Origin of the sequence: Aeromonas sp. 2MA4 (assembly GCF_029237305.1) — a bacterium.
GTDB classification, from domain to species: domain Bacteria; phylum Pseudomonadota; class Gammaproteobacteria; order Enterobacterales; family Aeromonadaceae; genus Aeromonas; species Aeromonas salmonicida.
Window position 1 is genome coordinate 123,213 of sequence record NZ_JAACFY010000004.1, and the last position, 20,063, is coordinate 143,275.

16 protein-coding genes are annotated in these 20,063 nt (G+C 58.3%); 5 read left to right on the plus strand and 11 right to left on the minus strand.

The annotated features are described in order from the left end of the window. The first annotated feature begins 19 nt into the window (after positions 1-19). Positions 20-2,302 (plus strand): formate C-acetyltransferase, encoded by a 2,283-nt coding sequence (gene pflB / locus GWQ31_RS06030; RefSeq protein ID WP_275908895.1) that lies wholly within the window; start codon positions 20-22, stop codon positions 2,300-2,302. 402 nt (positions 2,303-2,704) lie between these two features. Here the strand turns inward: pflB and GWQ31_RS06035 are convergent, their stop codons facing one another. From GWQ31_RS06035 to sdhC, 9 genes are all read right to left on the minus strand, one after another. Then, positions 2,705-3,142, minus strand: coding sequence for a YcgN family cysteine cluster protein (locus tag GWQ31_RS06035; RefSeq protein ID WP_265467540.1), 438 nt, complete (start codon positions 3,140-3,142; stop codon positions 2,705-2,707). A gap of 246 nt (positions 3,143-3,388) precedes the next feature. Next, positions 3,389-4,261: a succinate--CoA ligase subunit alpha gene (gene sucD, locus GWQ31_RS06040; RefSeq protein ID WP_005310908.1), complete on the minus strand. Its 873-nt coding sequence runs from the start codon at positions 4,259-4,261 to the stop codon at positions 3,389-3,391. Continuing rightward, complete coding sequence (sucC, locus tag GWQ31_RS06045; RefSeq protein WP_005310904.1) at positions 4,261-5,427, minus strand: ADP-forming succinate--CoA ligase subunit beta; 1,167 nt, start codon at positions 5,425-5,427, stop codon at positions 4,261-4,263. The genes sucD and sucC overlap by 1 nt, the downstream gene beginning before the upstream one ends. Before the next feature lie 120 nt (positions 5,428-5,547). Beyond that, a complete protein-coding gene (gene odhB, locus GWQ31_RS06050) occupies positions 5,548-6,732 on the minus strand; it encodes a 2-oxoglutarate dehydrogenase complex dihydrolipoyllysine-residue succinyltransferase (protein ID WP_011898799.1) in 1,185 nt (394 codons plus the stop codon). A 33-nt stretch (positions 6,733-6,765) separates the two neighbouring features. Next, positions 6,766-9,576 (minus strand): 2-oxoglutarate dehydrogenase E1 component, encoded by a 2,811-nt coding sequence (sucA, locus tag GWQ31_RS06055; protein WP_265461459.1) that lies wholly within the window; start codon positions 9,574-9,576, stop codon positions 6,766-6,768. Between the two features lie 122 nt (positions 9,577-9,698). Continuing rightward, positions 9,699-10,415 (minus strand): succinate dehydrogenase iron-sulfur subunit, encoded by a 717-nt coding sequence (locus GWQ31_RS06060; protein WP_005310899.1) that lies wholly within the window; start codon positions 10,413-10,415, stop codon positions 9,699-9,701. 134 nt (positions 10,416-10,549) lie between these two features. After that, positions 10,550-12,316 (minus strand): succinate dehydrogenase flavoprotein subunit, encoded by a 1,767-nt coding sequence (sdhA, locus tag GWQ31_RS06065; protein ID WP_034524204.1) that lies wholly within the window; start codon positions 12,314-12,316, stop codon positions 10,550-10,552. A 1-nt stretch (position 12,317) separates the two neighbouring features. After that, positions 12,318-12,662, minus strand: a complete 345-nt coding sequence (gene sdhD, locus GWQ31_RS06070; RefSeq protein ID WP_005310895.1) for a succinate dehydrogenase, hydrophobic membrane anchor protein — start codon at positions 12,660-12,662, stop codon at positions 12,318-12,320. After that, a complete protein-coding gene (gene sdhC / locus GWQ31_RS06075; protein ID WP_265461458.1) occupies positions 12,656-13,045 on the minus strand; it encodes a succinate dehydrogenase cytochrome b556 subunit in 390 nt (129 codons plus the stop codon). The genes sdhD and sdhC overlap by 7 nt, the downstream gene beginning before the upstream one ends. Positions 13,046-13,468: 423 nt before the next feature. Between sdhC and GWQ31_RS06080 the strand changes: the two genes are divergently transcribed. The 3 genes from GWQ31_RS06080 to GWQ31_RS06090 all read left to right on the plus strand — a co-directional run bounded on the left by GWQ31_RS06080 (position 13,469) and on the right by GWQ31_RS06090 (position 15,785). Further along, the gene (locus GWQ31_RS06080; RefSeq protein WP_159166252.1) at positions 13,469-14,755 is read left to right on the plus strand and encodes a citrate synthase; all 1,287 of its coding nucleotides are present in this window, start codon (positions 13,469-13,471) and stop codon (positions 14,753-14,755) included. A 94-nt stretch (positions 14,756-14,849) separates the two neighbouring features. Beyond that, the gene (locus tag GWQ31_RS06085) at positions 14,850-15,170 is read left to right on the plus strand and encodes a DUF4377 domain-containing protein (protein ID WP_058394625.1); all 321 of its coding nucleotides are present in this window, start codon (positions 14,850-14,852) and stop codon (positions 15,168-15,170) included. 120 nt (positions 15,171-15,290) lie between these two features. Beyond that, positions 15,291-15,785 (plus strand): GNAT family N-acetyltransferase, encoded by a 495-nt coding sequence (locus GWQ31_RS06090; RefSeq protein ID WP_265421403.1) that lies wholly within the window; start codon positions 15,291-15,293, stop codon positions 15,783-15,785. A gap of 62 nt (positions 15,786-15,847) precedes the next feature. On the opposite strand, the gene fabB is transcribed toward GWQ31_RS06090, so the two are convergent. Beyond that, positions 15,848-17,059, minus strand: coding sequence for a beta-ketoacyl-ACP synthase I (fabB, locus tag GWQ31_RS06095; protein WP_265421402.1), 1,212 nt, complete (start codon positions 17,057-17,059; stop codon positions 15,848-15,850). 90 nt (positions 17,060-17,149) lie between these two features. On the opposite strand from fabB, the gene mnmC reads away from it, so the two are divergent. Then, the gene (gene mnmC / locus GWQ31_RS06100) at positions 17,150-19,168 is read left to right on the plus strand and encodes a bifunctional tRNA (5-methylaminomethyl-2-thiouridine)(34)-methyltransferase MnmD/FAD-dependent 5-carboxymethylaminomethyl-2-thiouridine(34) oxidoreductase MnmC (protein WP_275908896.1); all 2,019 of its coding nucleotides are present in this window, start codon (positions 17,150-17,152) and stop codon (positions 19,166-19,168) included. 89 nt (positions 19,169-19,257) lie between these two features. Here mnmC and GWQ31_RS06105 read toward each other — a convergent pair whose 3' ends face one another. Then, entirely contained in the window at positions 19,258-19,857 is a 600-nt protein-coding gene (locus GWQ31_RS06105) for a DUF922 domain-containing protein (RefSeq protein ID WP_275908897.1), read from the minus strand. Between the last annotated feature and the right edge of the window lie 206 nt (positions 19,858-20,063).

A 20,063-nucleotide genomic window follows, 5' to 3' on the forward strand; every position in this document is an offset into this window, starting at 1 on the left:
ACCGTGTGAGGTAATGAAAATGGCAGAACTTAACGAACAGTTCCAAAAAGCATGGGAAGGCTTCGCGGCCGGTGAATGGCAGACCTCTGTCAACACCCGTGACTTCATCCAGAAGAACTACACCCCGTATGAAGGTGACGAGTCCTTCCTGGCTGGCGCGACCGAAGCTACCACCAAGCTGTGGGACAAGGTCATGGAAGGCATCAAGATCGAGAACCGCACCCATGCGCCGGTCGATTTTGATACCGACCTGCCCTCCACCATTACCGCTCACGATGCCGGCTATATCGATCAGAGCCTGGAGCAAATTGTGGGTCTGCAGACCGACAAGCCGCTCAAGCGCGCCATCATCGCCAACGGCGGTATCAAGATGGTCAAGACCTCTTGCGAAGTGTACGGTCGTCAACTTGACCCCATGGTCGAGAAGATCTTCACCGAGTACCGCAAGACTCACAACCAGGGCGTGTTCGACGTTTACACCAAGGACATCCTGAACTGCCGCAAGTCCGGCGTCATCACAGGTCTGCCGGATGCCTACGGTCGTGGCCGAATCATCGGTGACTACCGTCGTGTTGCCCTGTACGGCATCGACTTCCTGATGGCCGACAAACTGGCCCAGTTCAAGTCCCTGCAGGCTGATCTGGAAAACGGCGTCAACCTAGAAGCCACCATCCGTCTGCGCGAAGAGATCTCCGAGCAGCACCGTGCCCTGGCACAGATGAAGGTCATGGCTGCCAAATATGGCTGCGATATCTCAGTACCGGCTGCGAGCGCCAAAGAAGCCGTACAGTGGACCTACTTCGCCTATCTGGCGGCAGTCAAGTCCCAGAACGGTGCCGCCATGTCCTTCGGTCGTACCTCCAGCTTCCTGGACGTCTACATCGAACGTGACCTGAAAAAAGGCGTGCTCACCGAGCAAGAAGCCCAGGAGCTGATGGACCACATGGTCATGAAGCTGCGTATGGTTCGCTTCCTGCGTACTCCCGAATACGATTCACTGTTCTCCGGCGACCCCATGTGGGCAACCGAGACCCTGGCTGGTATGGGCGTTGATGGCCGTACCCTGGTCACCAAGAACAGCTTCCGTATGCTGAACACCCTGTACACCATGGGCCCGTCCCCTGAGCCTAACCTGACCATACTGTGGTCCGAGCAGCTGCCAATCGGGTTCAAGAAGTACTGCGCCAAGGTATCTATCGAGACCTCTTCCGTTCAGTACGAGAACGACGATCTGATGCGTCCGGACTTCAACAACGATGACTATGCCATCGCTTGCTGCGTGTCCCCGATGATCGTCGGCAAACAGATGCAGTTCTTCGGTGCCCGTGCCAACCTGGCCAAGACCATGCTGTATGCAATCAACGGCGGTATGGACGAGAAACTCAAAATCCAGATCGGTCCCAAGACCGAAATGGTCAAGAGCGAGTACCTCGACTACAACGACGTGATGGATCGTCTGGATCACTTCATGGACTGGCTGGCCAAGCAGTACGTGGCTGCCCTGAACATCATCCACTACATGCACGACAAGTACAGCTACGAAGCCTCCCTGATGGCGCTGCACGACCGTGATGTCTATCGCACCATGGCTTGCGGCATCGCCGGCCTGTCTGTTGCGGCTGACTCCCTGTCTGCCATCAAGTATGCCAAGGTCAAGCCGGTTCGTGACGAAGATGGCGTTGCCATCGACTTCGAAATCGACGGCGAATACCCGCAGTTCGGTAACAACGACGCTCGCGTCGATGACATCGCCTGTGACCTGGTTGAACGCTTCATGAAGAAAATTCAGAAGCTGAACACCTACCGTGGCGCCGTGGCGACCCAGTCCGTACTGACCATCACCTCCAACGTCGTGTATGGCAAGAAGACCGGTAACACCCCGGATGGTCGTCGCTCAGGCGCGCCGTTTGGCCCGGGTGCCAACCCGATGCACGGTCGTGACCAGAAGGGTGCCGTTGCTTCCCTGACTTCCGTTGCCAAGCTGCCGTTCGCTTACGCCAAAGATGGTATCTCCTATACCTTCTCCATCGTGCCGAACGCCCTGGGTAAAGACATGGAATCCCAGAAAGCCAACCTGGCTGGCCTGATGGACGGTTACTTCCATCACGAGTCCAACCTGGAAGGTGGTCAGCACCTGAACGTGAACGTGATGAACCGTGAAATGCTGCTGGACGCCATGGAAAACCCGGAGAAATATCCGCAGTTGACCATCCGCGTATCCGGTTATGCCGTTCGCTTCAACTCTTTGACCAAAGAGCAACAGCAAGACGTCATCACCCGTACCTTCACCGCTTCTCTGTAATCGCTTATTGGTAAGCAAGAGTCACAGTGACTAAAAACCGGCGCCCAGGCGCCGGTTTTTTTATGTCTGCTTGCCAGCAAACATCAACGCGAAAGGGATATGGCAGCCTTCTCCCTTCACCCAGAAGTGACTTGGATGGATTCTCCCCTCACCCTCCTGCCCGTATCTTCCCTCTTTTCGGTGACGCGAAAAGCCGCAACGAGCGCCATCGACTGGCCACCAGAGCCTCGGCACAGCGCACTCGGCTCCCTCTCCCGCAAGGGAGGACCAGGGTGAGGCAAAGCCTGTGTATCGCTCGCGGCAAGCCGCCAGATAGCAGCAGGGGCAGAAGAGTATGACTCCCCTGCCCCTGCGGCATATCAACAGCACTGTGGACCGGATAACGGCTTGGCTGGCCTGGGTTCAACTCGCCCAGGTGATGATGTGATCGATCCACTCACCAGCATGAGCTTCGTGTATCACCTTGCCGCGCACCGACTGACCCGCCTGATGCATGGCGGAGCGACTGCCGGTGATCAGCGGATGCCATTCTGGCAGGCTCTGCCCCTCGGCCAGCAACCGGTAGGCACAGGTCGAGGGCAGCCAGTCATACTCGGCAATCTTGTCGAATGTGATCTGCAGGCAATCAGGCTCTTTCTGGAAGCGGTTGCCGTAATCGGAACATTGGCAGGTCTTGGTATTGAGCAGATCGCAGGCCACATTGGTGAACACCAGTTCGTCGGTGTCCTCATCGATCAGCTTGTTCAGGCAGCACTTCCCGCAGCCGTCACACAGGGACTCCCACTCCGTCATGGTCATCTGCTGCAGGGTCTTTTCCTGCCAAAAAGGAGTTGGCTGCATTTTCTCGACTTGCTGCATGGAGGGGCTCGCTAAATAGACCAGTAAAGCGCGTGGTTATACGCCTTATGGCCCGATTTTTCAAGGTTGGCAACGGTCTGCGGTAAGCGTTGGGCTTCGCAGGCTCAGCCACAACCTACAAAGCCGTAAATAATGTAGGTTGGTTCGAAGTGAAGCCTAACGTTTATCAGCCATAAAAAATGCCGCCCATCGGGCGGCATTTTTATCAGAGATAACAGGCTAAATAACTTACCAGCCGGTTACTTCACGCAGGGCCTTGCCGATATCGGCCAGGGAGCGCACGGTTTTCACGCCGGCATCTTCCAGGGCGGCAAATTTCTCTGCCGCAGTGCCCTTGCCGCCGGCGATGATGGCGCCCGCATGACCCATGCGCTTGCCAGCCGGGGCGGTGACGCCTGCTATGTAGGAGACCACCGGCTTGGTGACGTGGGCCTTGATGTAGGCCGCCGCTTCTTCCTCGGCGCTGCCGCCGATCTCGCCGATCATCACAATCGCTTCGGTCTTGGGATCGTTCTGGAACATCTCCAGGATGTCGATGAAGTTGGAACCCGGGATGGGGTCGCCACCGATGCCAACGCAGGTGGACTGGCCGAAGCCCTCGTCCGTGGTCTGCTTGACCGCTTCGTAGGTCAGGGTGCCGGAGCGGGAGACGATACCCACCTTGCCCGGCTTGTGGATGTGGCCCGGCATGATGCCGATCTTGCACTCACCCGGGGTGATCACACCCGGGCAGTTCGGGCCTATCATGCGCACGCCCGTCTCTTGCAGCTTCACCTTGACCTCGAGCATGTCCAGGGTCGGGATGCCTTCGGTGATGGTGACGATGAGCTTGATGCCGGCATCGATGGCTTCCAGGATGGCGTCTTTGCAGAACGGCGCTGGCACATAGATGACGGAAGCAGTGGCACCCGTGGTTTCAACCGCATCACGCACTGTGTTGAACACCGGCAGGCCCAGGTGGGTGGTGCCACCCTTGCCTGGCGACACGCCGCCGACCATCTGGGTACCGTAGGCAATCGCCTGTTCGGAGTGGAAGGTACCCTGACCGCCGGTGAAGCCCTGGCAGATCACCTTGGTGTCTTTGTTGATCAGAACGCTCATTATTTGGCCTCCGCTGCTTTAACCACTTGCTGAGCTGCGTCAGTCAGACTCGTTGCGGCGATGATATTGAGGCCGCTGTCGGCCAGTTTACGGGCACCCAGTTCGGCATTGTTGCCTTCCAGACGCACTACCACGGGCACCTTGACCCCCACTTCCTTGACCGCGCCGATAATGCCTTCCGCGATCATGTCGCAGCGCACTATGCCGCCGAAAATGTTGACCAGTACGGCCTGCACCTTGCTGTCGGAGAGGATGATCTTGAAGGCCTCGGTCACGCGCTCCTTGGTGGCGCCGCCGCCGACGTCCAGGAAGTTGGCCGGTGAGCCGCCGTGCAGATTGACGATGTCCATGGTGCCCATGGCCAGACCCGCGCCGTTGACCATGCAGCCGATGTTGCCATCGAGCGCCACATAGTTCAGCTCCCACTGGGCAGCATGCGCTTCACGGGGGTCATCCTGGGAGGGATCGTGCATCTCGCGCAGCTTGGGCTGGCGATACAGGGCGTTGGCATCGATGTTGATCTTGCCGTCCAGGCAATGCAGGTTGCCCTGGGCCGTGATCACCAACGGGTTGATCTCCAGCAGCGCGAAGTCGCAATCCAGGAACATCTGGCCCAGACCCATGAAGATCTTGGTGAACTGCTTGATCTGATCGCCGACCAGACCCAGCTTGAAGGCCAGCTCGCGCGCCTGATAGGCCTGCGGGCCCACCAGCGGATCGATGGCGGCCTTGTGAATGAGTTCCGGGGTTTCGTGGGCAATCTTTTCAATATCCACGCCACCTTCGGTAGAGGCCATGAAGACCACGCGACGGCTGCCACGATCGACCACGGCGCCCAGATAGAGCTCCTTGGCGATGTCGGTGCAGGATTCCACCAGGATCTTGGTCACCGGCTGACCGTTGGCGTCAGTCTGATAGGTCACCAGGTTCTTGCCGAGCCAGTTCTGGGCAAAGGCGCGGATCTCGTCCTTGCTCTTGGCCAGCTTGACGCCGCCCGCTTTACCGCGGCCACCCGCGTGGACCTGGCACTTGACGACCCAGGTGGTGCCGCCAATTTTATCGGCCGCTTCGGCCGCTTCCTGCGGAGTTGCACAGGCATAACCTTCGGAGACCGGCAGGCCATACTCGGCAAACAGCTTTTTTGCCTGATATTCATGCAGATTCATAGATGCTCTATCCGTGTTGTAGGTATTTCCGTCCGGGGCTCGTGTTTCTCAATCCCCTGTGAAGGGGGCCTCAAGGGCCCCTTGTTATCTTTCTAATTCGCTCAGAATTTTGCTGATTGCCTAGACATCCAGCAACAGACGGGTCGGGTCTTCCAGCAGCTCCTTGATGGAGACCAGGAAGCCCACCGACTCACGACCGTCGACGATGCGGTGATCATAAGAGAGGGCCAGGTACATCATCGGCAGGATCTCGACCTTGCCGTCCACCGCCATGGGTCTGTCCTGGATCTTGTGCATCCCCAGGATGGCGCTCTGGGGCGGGTTGATGATGGGGGTGGACATCAGGGAGCCAAACACACCACCGTTGGTGATGGTGAAGTTGCCGCCAGTCAGTTCATCCACGGTCAGCTTGCCGTCACGGCCCTTGCCAGCCAAGTCTTTGATGGCCTTCTCGATGTCGGCCAGGCTCATGTTGTCGCAATCGCGCAGCACAGGGGTCACCAACCCGCGTGGGGTAGAAACGGCGATGCTGACGTCGAAATAGTTGTGGTAAACGATGTCGTCACCGTCCAGCCCGGCGTTCACTTCCGGGTAGCGTTTCAGGGACTCCACCACCGCCTTGACGTAGAAGGACATGAAGCCGAGCTTGATGCCGTGCTTCTTCTCGAAGATCTCGCCGTACTGCTTGCGCAGCTTCATGATGGGCGCCATGTTGATCTCGTTGAAAGTGGTCAGCATGGCAGTGGTGTTTTTGGCTTCCAGCAGACGCTCGGCAATGCGCTTGCGCAGACGAGTCATGGGCACGCGCTTCTCGGTGCGACCCACCAGCGGCGCTACTGCTGCCACAGGCGCAGCTGCGGCCGGCGCGGCGGCAGGTTTGTTGCCACCCTTGATGAAGGCTTCCACGTCTTCCTTGGTGACGCGACCGCCCTTGCCGGTGCCGGTCAGTTTGGCAACGTCGATGGCGTGCTCGGCCACCAGACGGCGAACGGAGGGGCTCAAGCCATCTGCGCCGTCGTCGGCAACCGCTTCTACCGGCTTCTCTTTGGTCTCTTCACCGGCCACGGGAGCCGGCTTGAGCATGGCGATCAGCTGGCGGGACAACACGGTCGCCCCTTCCGCTTGCAGGATGTCACCCAGAATACCGGCTTCCGGCGCGGGGACTTCCAGCACGACTTTATCGGTTTCGATGTCAACCAGTACTTCGTCACGGGCAACCAGATCACCTGGTTTCTTGTGCCAGGTGGCGATGGTGGCGTCCGCCACTGATTCCGGCAGGTCCGGTACCTTGATCTCGATAGTCATGTAATCAGTTCCTTGTTACTTCTTGTTCAGGGCTTAGGCCAGAGTAAGGGCGTCTTCCACCAGGGCTTTCTGCTGCTTGGTATGGACCGACATATAACCGACGGCGGGTGAGGCCGAGGCCGGGCGACCGGCATAACGCAGACGGGCACCGCTTGGCAGCACGCCATCGTAGTGATGACGGGTGCAGTACCAGGCGCCCTGGTTCTGTGGCTCTTCCTGACACCAGACGAAATCGGTGACATGGGCGTAATCGGCCAGAATGGCGCGCACTTCCGCTTCAGGGAAGGGATAGAGCTGTTCGATACGCACCAGCGCCACGTCCTGCTGTTCGGCCTTGCGACGGGCATCGAGCAGGTCGTAGTAAACCTTGCCGGAACAGAACACCACGCGCTTGACCCCTTTCGGATCCAGGGCATCGATCTCGCCGATGGCATTCTGGAAGGTGCCTTCGGCCAGCTCTTCGAGCTTGCTCACCGCCAGCGGATGGCGCAGCAGGGATTTGGGCGACATCACGATCAGCGGACGGCGCATGGGGCGCACCACCTGACGCCGCAGCATGTGGAATACCTGAGCCGGGTTGGACGGTACGCACACCTGCATATTGTGCTCTGCGCACATCTGCAGATAACGTTCCAGCCGCGCGGAGGAGTGCTCAGGCCCCTGCCCCTCGTAACCGTGGGGCAGCAGCATGGTCAGACCGCACATGCGGCCCCACTTCTGCTCACCGGAGGAGAGGAACTGGTCGATCACCACCTGGGCGCCGTTGGCAAAGTCGCCAAACTGGGCTTCCCAGATGGTGAGACCGGCAGGCTCGGCGCTGGCATAACCGTATTCAAAGGCCAGTACCGCCTCTTCGGACAAGACGGAGTCGAAGACCTCGAATGGACCCTGTTCATCGTGGATATTGCACAGCGGCGTGTAGGTGCTGGCATCGTTCTGGTTGTGCAGCACAGCGTGGCGGTGGAAGAAAGTACCACGGCCGGAATCCTGACCCGTGATGCGGATGCGGGCACCCTTGTCCACCAGGGTGGCGTAAGCCAGGGTCTCGGCAAAGCCCCAATCCAGCAGCTTCTCGCCGGCCGCCATCAGACGGCGGTCTTCGTAAATCTTCTCGACCTGACGCTGCAGCGTGTGGGCAGCCGGATACTGGCTGATGCGCTCGCCCAGTGACTTGAGGTGATCCATCGCCACAGTGCTGTCATAGTGCATGGCCCAGTCGTGACCCAGGTACGGAGTCCAGTCGACGGAGTGCAGCTCCATCGGACGCCACTCCTTGACCACGCGCTCCCCCTTGTCCAGGGCATCGCGATAGTCGTTGACCTGGGTGGTGGCCAGCTCCTGGGTGATGCTGCCTTCGGCTACCAGCTGATCGGCGTAGATCTTGCGCGGAGTCGGGTGCTGCTTGATCTTCTGGTACATCAAGGGCTGGGTCGCGCTCGGCTCGTCCGCCTCGTTGTGACCGTGACGACGGTAGCAGACCAGCTCGATCACCACGTCGCGCTTGAAGGTATTGCGGTAATCCAGCGCAATCTGGGTCACCAGCACCACGGCTTCCGGATCGTCACCGTTGACATGCAGCACGGGGGCCTGCACCGCCTTGGCGATGTCGGTGCAATATTCGGTGGAGCGCACGTCACGCATGTTGGAGGTGGTGAAACCCACCTGGTTGTTGATGACGATGCGCACAGTCCCGCCCACGCCATAGGCACGGGTCTGGGACATGTTGAAGGTCTCGGCAACCACACCCTGACCGGCGATGGCCGAATCACCGTGAATGGTGATGGGCAGGACGCTGGAGCCATCCTTGTCGCCACGTCTGTCCATCCGCGCACGGACGGAACCGATGACCACCGGGTTGACGATCTCGAGGTGAGACGGGTTGAAGGCGAGCGCCAGGTGAACGTTGCCGCCCGGGGTGGCGAAATCGGAGGAGAAGCCCATGTGGTACTTCACATCCCCTGTGCCCCAGGACTCGCCATGCTTGCCGGCGAACTCGTCGAACAGCTCTTGTGCCCGCTTGCCAAGCACGTTGATCAGCACGTTCAGGCGGCCACGGTGGGCCATGCCGATGACGGCCTCTTTGCAACCCTGCTCACCGGCGCGACGGATCAACTCCTTGAGCATGGGCACCATGGCATCGCCCCCTTCCAGGGAGAAACGCTTGGCACCGGGGAACTTGGCACCCAGGTATTTTTCCAGCCCTTCGGCAGCGGTCAGGCTCTCGAGAAAACGGGTCTTCTCTTCGAGGCTGTAGTTGCCCTTGGCCTCGATGGATTCGAGTCTGTCCTGCAGCCAGCGTTTCTCCTCGGTAGAGGTAAGGTGCATGTAATCGGCACCTATGCTGCTGCAGTAGGTTTTCTTGAGCGAGGCGTAGAGATCGGAGAGCACCATGGTCTCGCGACCGATGGCATAGGAGCCGACATTGAAGGTGGCCTCCATGTCTGCGCCCTGCAGATTGTGGAAAGCAGGATCCAGTTCGGCAACGGTTTCACGGGTCCAGAGACCAAGGGGATCCAGATTGGCATTCTGGTGACCGCGGAAACGGAAGGCGTTGATCAGTTGCAGCACGCGCACCTGTTTCGCATCCACTTGCGGATCGGAGACGGGGGCACTGTAACGGGAGGGATCCTTGGCCAGACGACGGAAATAATCGCGGACTCGGGAGTGAGGTTGTTCAACCGCGTGGCCATTGACCTGGGGCAGCTCGCTAAACAGGCTGCGCCACTCTTCGGCTACGGATTCAGGGTCTTCCAGGAAGGATTCGTACAAATCCTCAATATAGCTTGCATTCGCACCAGCCAGGTGAGATGACTCCAACCAGGCCTTCATCACGCCGTTATGCATTTCTATCCCTTGTACATCTTGTTCACTGCAGCGCAGCTTGTAGGGTTTAAATAGCCATCCAGCCATGGGGTCGGATGGCTATCCAGAGGTCGGGCCTGGCGCGTGACGCCCTGGCCCTGATACTAAACAGCCCGATTGAGCAGCATCGACTTGATCTGACCAATGGCTTTGGTCGGGTTCAAGCCCTTGGGACAGACGTTCACGCAGTTCATGATGCCGTGGCAACGGAACACGCTGAAGGCGTCATCCAGGTTACCCAGTCGTTCGGTGGCGGCGGTGTCGCGGCTGTCAGCCAACCAGCGGTAGGCTGCGAGCAGACCGGCCGGGCCGATGAACTTGTCCGGGTTCCACCAGAAGGAGGGGCAAGAGGTGGAGCAGCAAGCACAGAGAATACACTCGTACAGGCCATCCAGCTTGGCGCGCTCTTCGGGGGATTGCAGGTGCTCACGCACGGGCGGCAATTTTTCATCGTTGATGAGGAAGGGTTTGACCTTCTCCCACTGGGTGTAGAACTGGGTCATGTCGATCACCAGATCGCGGATCACCGGCAGGCCAGGCAAGGGGCGGATAACGACGTTATTGCCCTTCTTCAGCAGATCGGAGAGCGGGGTGATGCAGGCAAGACCATTCTTGCCATTCATGTTGAGACCGTCTGATCCACAGACTCCTTCGCGGCATGAGCGGCGGAAGGCGAGAGTGGGATCCAGCTCTTTCAACTGGATCAGTGCATCGAGCACCATCATGTCGGAACCTTCAGGAATATCAAGACGATATTCCTTCATATAGGGGACGTTATCAACATCCGGATTGTATCTGTAGACAGAGAATGTGACGTTCATGTTGTTTGGCTCCGCAATCGTTAAGTCCGCACCTTGGAGAAGAGAGATGGGAATGCCTCCCACCTCTTCACAGACCGGCGAATGTAGCGATACGCCGATAATGTGTCCTTCATGGTGCTTGTCTCCACCATCGGTCAGTAAGTCCGCACCTTGGGTGGGAATGCCTCGCGTGTTTTCGGAGACATGTTGACAGCGCGACGGGTCATGGACTCGGTGTCCGGATGATAGAGGCTGTGGCACAGCCAACCCTCATCGTCGCGATCCGGGAAATCGAAGCGGCTGTGAGCACCACGACTCTCGGTACGGAAGTTGGCCGCCACCGCGGTGGCGAACGCCGTCTCCATCAGGTTGTCCAGCTCCAGGCACTCGATGCGCTGGGTATTGAACTCCTTGGAAGTGTCGTCCAGACGGGCATTCTTCAAACGCTCGCGGATAAGCTTGAGCTCGGCCAGCCCTTCGGCCATGGCGTCACCTTCACGGAACACGGAGAAGTTGTTCTGCATGCAGGTCTGCAGGTCCTTGCGGATCTGGACCGGGTCTTCCCCATCGCGGGTGTTTTCCCAGCGATTGAAGCGGGCCATGGCAGCGTCGATGTCAGATTCGCTGGCATCGCGACCGTGGTCCATCTCGCCCAGGGTATTGACCAGGTGCATGCCGGCCGCGCGGCCAAACACCACCAGATCCAGCAGCGAGTTGCCGCCGAGGCGGTTGGCACCGTGCACGGAGACGCAGGCTATCTCCCCTACCGCAAACAAACCGACCACAGGAACGTCATTGCCGTCTTTATCCTGGGCCAGACACTGGCCGTTCACGTTGGTCGGCACGCCGCCCATCATGTAGTGGCAGGTCGGGATAATCGGGATGGGCTCTTTGACCGGATCCACGTGGGCGAAGGTGCGAGAGAGCTCGCAGATCCCTGGCAGACGGGATTCCAGCACCTCTTTGCCGAGGTGATCCAGCTTGAGCTTGATGTGCGGGCCCCAGGGACCATCGCAACCACGGCCTTCGCGGATTTCGATCATGATGGAACGAGCCACCACATCGCGACCGGCCAGATCCTTGGCGTTCGGCGCGTAACGCTCCATGAAGCGCTCGCCATCCTTGTTCAGCAGATAGCCACCTTCACCACGGCAACCTTCGGTCACCAGCACCCCGGCACCGGCGATGCCGGTCGGGTGGAACTGCCAGAACTCCATGTCCTGTACGCCGACGCCAGCGCGCAGCGCCATGCCGACACCGTCACCGGTGTTGATGTGGGCATTGGTGGTGGACTGGTAGATGCGACCGGCGCCGCCGGTGGCAAGCACTGTGGCCTTGGCCTTGAAGTAGACGACTTCGCCGCTCTCCATGTCGATGGCGGTACAGCCAACGATGTGACCATCCTGGTTTTTCACCAGATCCAGCGCATACCACTCGGAGAAGACGGTGGTCTTGCTCTTGACGTTCTGTTGATAGAGGGTGTGCAGCAGGGCGTGACCGGTACGGTCAGCAGCCGCCGCAGTACGGGCCGCCTGCTCGCCTCCAAAATTCTTGGACTGGCCACCAAACGGACGCTGGTAAACGGAGCCGTTGTCGAAACGGGAGAAGGGCAAGCCCATGTTCTCCAGCTCATAGATGGCCTCGGGGCCTGTCTTGCACATGTATTCGATCGCTTCCTGGTCACCGATGTAATCGGAGCCTTTGACGGTGTCATACATGTGCCATTGCCAGTTGTCATCGTGGGCATTGCCCAGCGCAACCGTGATCCCGCCCTGAGCGGAAACAGTATGAGAACGGGTCGGGAAGACCTTGGACAACAGAGCGCAGCTCTTGCCGGATTGGGCAATCTGCAGCGCGGCGCGCATACCGGCACCACCGGCGCCGATCACGACCGCATCAAATTCACGAGTTGGAATAGTCACCTTACACACCCCACAGCACGACGAAACCAGTCATCAGATAGACAAACAGCACCACGACCAGCGCAAATTGCAGTGCGCCACGCAGTCCCACCGGCTTGATATAGTCAGTCAGCACCTGCCACAGACCAATCCAGGCGTGGATCAGTACGCACAGCAGGGTCAACAGGGTGAATACCTTGGTGAAAGTTTTGGCGAAAAAGCCGGTCCATACCTCGTAGCTGATGTCATTGAAGGCGACAAAACCAACCAGATAGAGGACGTAAGCCGTCATGATGAGGGCGGTGGCGCGGATCAGGATGTAATCATGAACACCGCTGCGCCCGAATGTTGCAGAATTGGTTACCATACCAGTACCCCCGCCAATACCGCCAAAATCGCGGTAATCACGAAGGCCACACGGGCACTCTGATTACCGGATTCCAGCTCTTCCCAATAGCCCATGTCCATGACCAGGTGACGCAAACCGCCCACAATGTGGTAAGCCAGCGCAGTCAGGATCCCCCACAACACGAATTTGACCAGGAAGTTGTCCATGATGGACAACACTGTTTCAAATCCTTCGGGAGAGGCGAGTGAAGTACCAAGCATCCACAGCAAGATAGAGAGCGCCACAAAGGTGATCACCCCTGAGACACGATGCAAGATGGAAGCGATGGCGGTGACAGGAAAGCTGATCGTCTGTAGGTCGAGGTTTACAGGTCTCTGTTTATTTTTCACGGCTTTGCCCACTCAGCTCCATTGAGCACGTTAGTTATTGTTTTTACACGCTTATGAGGGCACGGAGTGGCATTTGTTAGGTTTTTGTTACCAAAACAACTCGGGAAAGCCAAAAATAACATTTTCAATATCACATCCGGCTTTGCGAAAGCGTTTCAAACACCGACAGCCATCACCCACGAGGCGCAGTATATCGGCGGGCTTAACCAATGACAATCAATTAGCTACAAAGAAAACTCAAAACCGTAAACCAGATCTCACAACTCATTTAACAAATCATTAATGATCATCCAGCAAAATTGACAACGACCCTGAACTCTGTTTCAAATAAGGCGCTCCAGCCGCCCTGGTACGGGTCAGAACCTTTGCCAGCGTCATCAAACTCGTAATAAAGTAGAGCTGGAACCAATTATAAAAGAGCAAAGGAGACGTGCTATGGCTGATAAGATAGCCACCCTACATCTGCCCGGTAAAGACCCGGTAGAACTACCGATCCTGTCAGGGACTGTCGGACCCGACGTGATTGACGTCAGAAAATTGGGCGCGCAAGGGTACTTCACCTTTGACCCCGGATTTATGGCAACCGGTGCTTGTAAATCATCCATTACCTATATCGACGGCGATCAGGGTGTCTTGCTGCACCGTGGTTACCCCATCGCCCAGTTGGCCACCCAGGCCAGCTACCTCGAAGTCTGCTATATCCTGCTGTACGGCGAGGCACCCACCAAGGCGCAGTACACGGAATTCGATCGTCTGGTCACCCGCCATACCATGGTGCACGAACAGATCGCCTTCTTCTTCCGCGGCTTCCGTCGTGACTCCCACCCCATGGCCATCATGTGCGGCGTGGTCAGTGCGCTGTCTGCCTTCTATCACGATGCGCTCGACATCAACAATGAAGAGCATCGCGAGATCTGTGCCTTCCGTCTGCTCTCCAAGATGCCGACCCTGGCCGCCATGTGCTACAAGTACTCCATCGGTCAGCCGTTCATGCAGCCGCGTAACGCCCTCTCCTATGCCGGCAACTTCCTGCACATGATGTTTGGCGTGCCGACCGAAGAGTACAAGGTCAATCCCATCGTCGAACGCGCCATGGACCGCATCTTTACCCTGCATGCGGATCACGAGCAAAACGCCTCCACCTCCACAGTGCGTCTGGCCGGCTCCTCCGGTGCCAACCCGTTTGCCTGTATTGCCGCCGGGATCGCCTCCCTGTGGGGTCCGGCCCACGGTGGTGCCAACGAAGCTTGCCTCAAGATGCTCGAAGAGATCGGCTCGGTGGAACGCATTCCCGAGTACATCGCCAAGGCCAAGGACAAGAACGATCCCTTCCGTCTGATGGGTTTCGGTCACCGTGTCTACAAGAACCACGATCCCCGTGCCCAGGTGATGCGTCAGACCTGTCACGAAGTGCTGGAAGAGCTGCAGATCAAGGATCCGCTGCTGGAAGTGGCCATGGAGCTGGAACGCATTGCGCTGTCCGACCCCTACTTCATCGAGAAGAAGCTCTACCCGAACGTGGACTTCTACTCCGGCATCATCATGAAGGCCATCGGCATCCCCATGTCCATGTTCACCGTGATCTTCGCCATCTCCCGTACCATCGGCTGGATTGCCCACTGGAACGAAATGCACTCGGATCCGGATCAGAAGATCGGTCGTCCGCGTCAGCTCTATACAGGGCAGGCACTGCGGGAATTCACTCCTATCGATCAGCGCTGATGCCCTGAGTCGACATGGTTTGTTACCAAGGCGGTCATTGACCGCCTTTTTATTTGCCGCTCTAATGCCCCTTTTCGATCAAAAGGAGTCCATCATGAGACCACTCTTCCTTAGTGCCGCCCTGCTGCTCACCGCTTGCCAGAGCGCCCCCGCCCCGTCACAAGGGGAAACCCTCTACATCAACAGCCAGCTGATTGACTGCGTCGGTGTCGGCCCCATGCAGTGCATGCAGGTTCGCAGCGATGAACAGCAAGCCTGGAGCCTCTTCTACCAACAGATTGAAGGATTTCAGTTTGAACCCGGCTACCGGTATCGCTTGACCGTCAGCAAGGAGCAGCTCACCGATGTACCGGCGGATGCCCCCTCCCTGCGTTATCGCCTGATCAACATCGTCAGCAAGCAGGCAGCCCGATAAAAGGCTTGCCATCAAAGGCATCGTTTGGAAATGATTGTTCAGTTCCTGGCCGCATTCTGATAGGCTGGCAAACGCACACATTAATTAATCAGCGTACCCAGGCAGCGATGCCCTCTCACTATGATCACGATCCGTACCACCAGGGCCAACGACTGGCCCACTATCATGGCTATTCAGGACGAGTGCTATCAGCAGCTGGATCCTGAGCCCCTCGAGGTCATGAGCAACAAGGCCGACCTGGCTCCCGACTGCTGCTGGGTGGCCGAATATCAGGGCAAGGTGCTGGGTTACCTGCTCTGCCATCCCTGGCAAGCCCACCAGCCACCGTCCCTGTCGGTACGGATGCAGACCCTGGCGGGAAACGACGAGTTCTATCTGCACGACCTGGCCGTCTCAAAGCAGGCGCGCGGCAAGGGCGTTGGCCAGCTGCTGCTGGAGACCGCCCTTACCTTTGCCAGTGAGGAAGGTTATGAACATATAGGTCTGGTAGCGGTACAGGGCGCGGCTCGTTTCTGGCACAAACAGGGCTTTGTCCCTGCCGCTACACCCAAACCACTTAACGAATATGGTGAAGGCGCCGTTTACATGCGGCGGCCCCTGCCAGACCCTGCTTGAGGGTCGCCCCGCAGCCAATAAAAAAGGCGCCTTTCGGCGCCTTTTTTCACATCATCGATTCATCAAGCCTTGAACTTGCTGAATACCAGTGATGCGTTGGTACCGCCAAAGCCGAAGCTGTTGGACATGACGGTATTGAGATCGGCCGCTTCGTACTCGCGTACTATGGGCAGACCTTCGGCCTTCTCGTCCAGGGTCTCGATGTTGATGCTGGGGGCGATAAAGCCATGTTCCATCATCAGCAAGGAGTAGACAGCTTCATGCACGCCAGCAGCGCCCAGCGCATGGCCGGTCATCGCTTTGGTGGCGGAGATCTTGGGGCCCTGGGTGCCAAACAGGGTCTGGATGGCTTCCAGCTCTTTGGTATCACCGACCGGCGTGGAGGTGCCGTGGGTGTTGATGTAGTCAACCTTACCCACACCTTGCATCGCCATCTTCATGCAACGCACCGCACCTTCACCGCTCGGGGCAACCATGTCGTAGCCATCAGAGGTGGCACCGTAACCGGTCAGCTCGGCATAGATGTGAGCACCACGGGCCAGGGCGTGTTCCAGCTCCTCGACCACCAGAATGCCGCCGCCACCGGAGATAACGAAACCGTCGCGGTTTGCATCATAGGTACGGGACGCTTTTTCCGGCGTGTCGTTGTACTTGGTGGACAGGGCGCCCATGGCGTCGAACTGTATGGTGGATGACCAGTCCAGCTCTTCACCACCACCAGCGAAGACCACATCCTGTTTGCCCAGCTGGATCAGCTCCATGGCGTGACCGATGCAATGCGCAGAGGTGGCGCAGGCGGAGCTGATGGAGTAGTTGACACCCTTGATCTGGAACGGCGTCGCCAGGCAGGCAGAGGTGGTGGAAGACATGGTGCGCGGCACCATGTAAGGGCCAACACGCTTTACCCCTTTCTCGCGGGCGATGTCTACAGATTCCGAGGTGTTCTTGCCGGAGGCACCACCTGAACCGACCACCAGGCCGGTACGCTCGTTGGAAACCTGATCTTCCGCCAGACCGGCATCTTCAATGGCCTGTTGCATGGAGAGATAGGCATAGGCCGCAGCGTCACCCATGAAACGCATGACTTTACGGTCGATCAGTTCAGACGGCTCGAGTTTGATGTTACCCCAGACACGGCTGCGCAGGCTGTGCTGCTCGAACTGCTCGGAATAGGTGATGCCGGATTTACCTGCTTTCAGGGAGGCCAGCACTTCTTCCTTGTTGTTGCCGATACTGGAGATGACGCCGATACCGGTGATCACTGCTCTTCTCATTAATTCATCTCGTCTGGAAAAACTGGCGCCAAGTCTACCCGCTTTCGGCTGCCAAACTGGTCTGCTTTCACGTAGAATGCCCGCGTTCTTATGACGCGAGCAGAGGGAAACGTGAGTCAAACATCCTTACATCATGCCCGATTGGACTGGAATGAAGCGGGAACTCCAGTCTCCAGTGACTTCGGGGATGTGTACTTTTCCAATGATAACGGTCTAAGTGAAACCCGCTACGTCTTTTTGCAGCAAAATGGGTTGCCAGCGCGATTTTCGCACCACAATAGTGACAGTTTCGTGATAGGTGAAACAGGTTTCGGCACAGGCCTTAACTTTCTGGCGACAATGAAAGCCTTCATGGAACAGGCACCCCAAACCGGCAACGGCGCCCGTCTGCACTTCATCAGTTTCGAAAAATTCCCCCTCACCCGGGACGATCTTCGCAAGGCGCTGGCCGCCTGGCCCGAGCTTGCCCCCTTCAGTCAGGCACTCATAGCACAGTGGCCACTGCCCGTCCCTGGCTGCCATCGTCTGCACTTTGCGGGCGGCCGCATTCGACTCGATCTCTGGCTTGGGGACATCAAGGAGATGCTGCCGCAAGTACCTCATGGTGAACAGGGGCTGGTGGATACCTGGTATCTGGATGGATTCGCACCGGCAAAAAATCCCGAGATGTGGACACAAGACTTGTTCGACGGCCTCGCTCGCCTTGCTCGTCCCGGTGCAACCATCTCCACCTTTACCAGCGCCGGCTTCGTGCGTCGTGGCCTGATTGCCGCCGGCTTTGCCATGAAGAAGGTCAAGGGCCATGGCAGCAAGTGGGCAATGCTGGCAGGCGAGCGGGTAGACAAGAGACCACAGCGCACCATTGCCCCCTGGTATGCCAGACCGGCGGGGCGAGACGGCGAGGTAGTGATCATCGGCGGCGGCATCGCCTCGGCCATGACGGCGCTCTCTCTGGTAGAGCGGGGCCGCAAGGTCACTCTGCTTTGCGACGACAATGAACTGGCGACCGGTGCCTCCGGCAATCGACAGGGGGCACTCTATCCCCTGCTCAACGGCGAGCACGATGCCTTGTCACGCTTTTATTCACTGGCCTTCGGCTATGCACGCCAACGGCTGCTGACCCTGGCCGAGCGCCATCCCATCGCCTTTGATTTATGCGGTGTAGTGCAGCTTGGCTATGACGACAAATCCACCGCCAAGCTGGCCAAGATGCAACTGGGCCCCTTCCCGCCCGCGTTGATGCGCCCGCTGACGACCGTTGAAGCCGAACACGAATGTGGTCTGCCCTCGGGTCATGTCGGGGTCAGCTATCCGTTGGGGGGCTGGCTCTGTCCGGCCGATCTCACCCGCGCAGCAATAAAGGAGGCGCAGGCAAGCGGTCTGCTGCAAGTGGAATACGATTGCCCTGTCACGGCTATTCATGAGCAAGTGGATGGCTGGCTGATTGCAAGCCGTGAGGGTCGTCAATGGCAGGCACCCAATCTGGTAGTGGCCGCTGGTCATCAGTTGCCAGCCCTGCTCCCCTTTGCCGAGCTGCCGCTCTATCCGGTGCGCGGTCAGGTGAGCCATATGCCGACCACTGCAACCCTGAGCCAGCTCAAGACGGTGCTCTGTTACGATGGCTATCTCACGCCAGCCCATGATGCAGAACACTGCATCGGCGCCAGCTATGGCCGCAATCAGAGCACACAGGCATTCAGTGCAGAAGAACAAGCTCAGAACCAGGCTCGGCTGCAAGCCTGCCTGCCGGACCAGGCCTGGCCAGCAGAGGTGGATGTAAGCAGCAATGAGGCCAGGGTCGGCGTGCGCTGCGCCAGCCGGGATCACCTGCCGGTGGCTGGGCCGGTAGTCAGGTTGGCAGGGTTGGCGGATCACTACGCCCGGCTTCTGCGTGATCAGCAAAACGCTGCACCACTGCCGCTTCATCCGGGCCTCTACGTGCTAGGGGCACTCGGTTCGCGGGGCCTGTGCTCGGCGCCTCTGTGCGGCGAACTGCTCGCCAGCGAGATCTGCGGCGATCCCTTGCCACTGGCCACCGACCTGCTGGAAGCGCTTCATCCTGCCCGCTACTGGATACGCAAACTGCTCAAGGGCAAGCCCCTCAATTAGCCCATTGGTGCAGCTGACGGCTTGGATACAATAAAAACGGGCTCCCCGATGGGAGCCCGTTTTTATTGCTTGTCATGCATGTCGATGTGCTAGATGCCTTTGGGCCAGACCAGCCCAAGTTTGCGGCCATGATCGGTCTGCTGCTGCAACAGAGTGAAACGCTCACGGGTGCTGGCAAGCACCTCCTGCCCCTGCTGCCAGGCCCTATATTGCAGGGCGGCGCAATCGCGCGCCACCGGCAGTTGTACCAGCTTGATGCCAAGCAGGCTGACGCTCTCCAGCAGTATGTCCTTGTGGCGGCTCTCGTAGTCGAACATGGCACCCACCAGCGCGTCCCATTTTTGCCGCTCGGCGGCGGAAGCTCTGGCCTTGTCCATCCAGTTCGGCACCATCACCTTGATGCGGGTCATGACCTTGACCTGTTCCAGCTCGCAGCGGCTCACCCCGGGGCGGGTCTGCAGTTGCCAGGAAAGTTGGTAACTGGCCATGCCAATATGGCCTCTGGCCTGGGCAGGCCCCTGTTTTGCTATCTGCCGGGCCACACTGGCGACATCCTGCCCAAACACCCGATAAAACTGGAAATCCACCTTGATATCCGGCTCCACCTTGATGCCGGCATAATGCGACATTTCGGCCCCGACCGTAGCAGCATGGAGCAAGAGTGCTACCATGAAAACTTTGCTGACCATGCCCATTTATGCTGCCTTGACCTCGTTGATGACTGGAGTGTTATTTTAATTAATAATCAACGTATTAATAGACGAAACAAGAGATTAACCGCGTTCCCGTCGGCAGTCATCTACTCCCGTCACAAAGACTATGTGCCAGCCAGACAAGTCGCAACCCCGCGTCCCCATTGATTTGCAAGCGAGATCACAAGTGATGACCAACATCA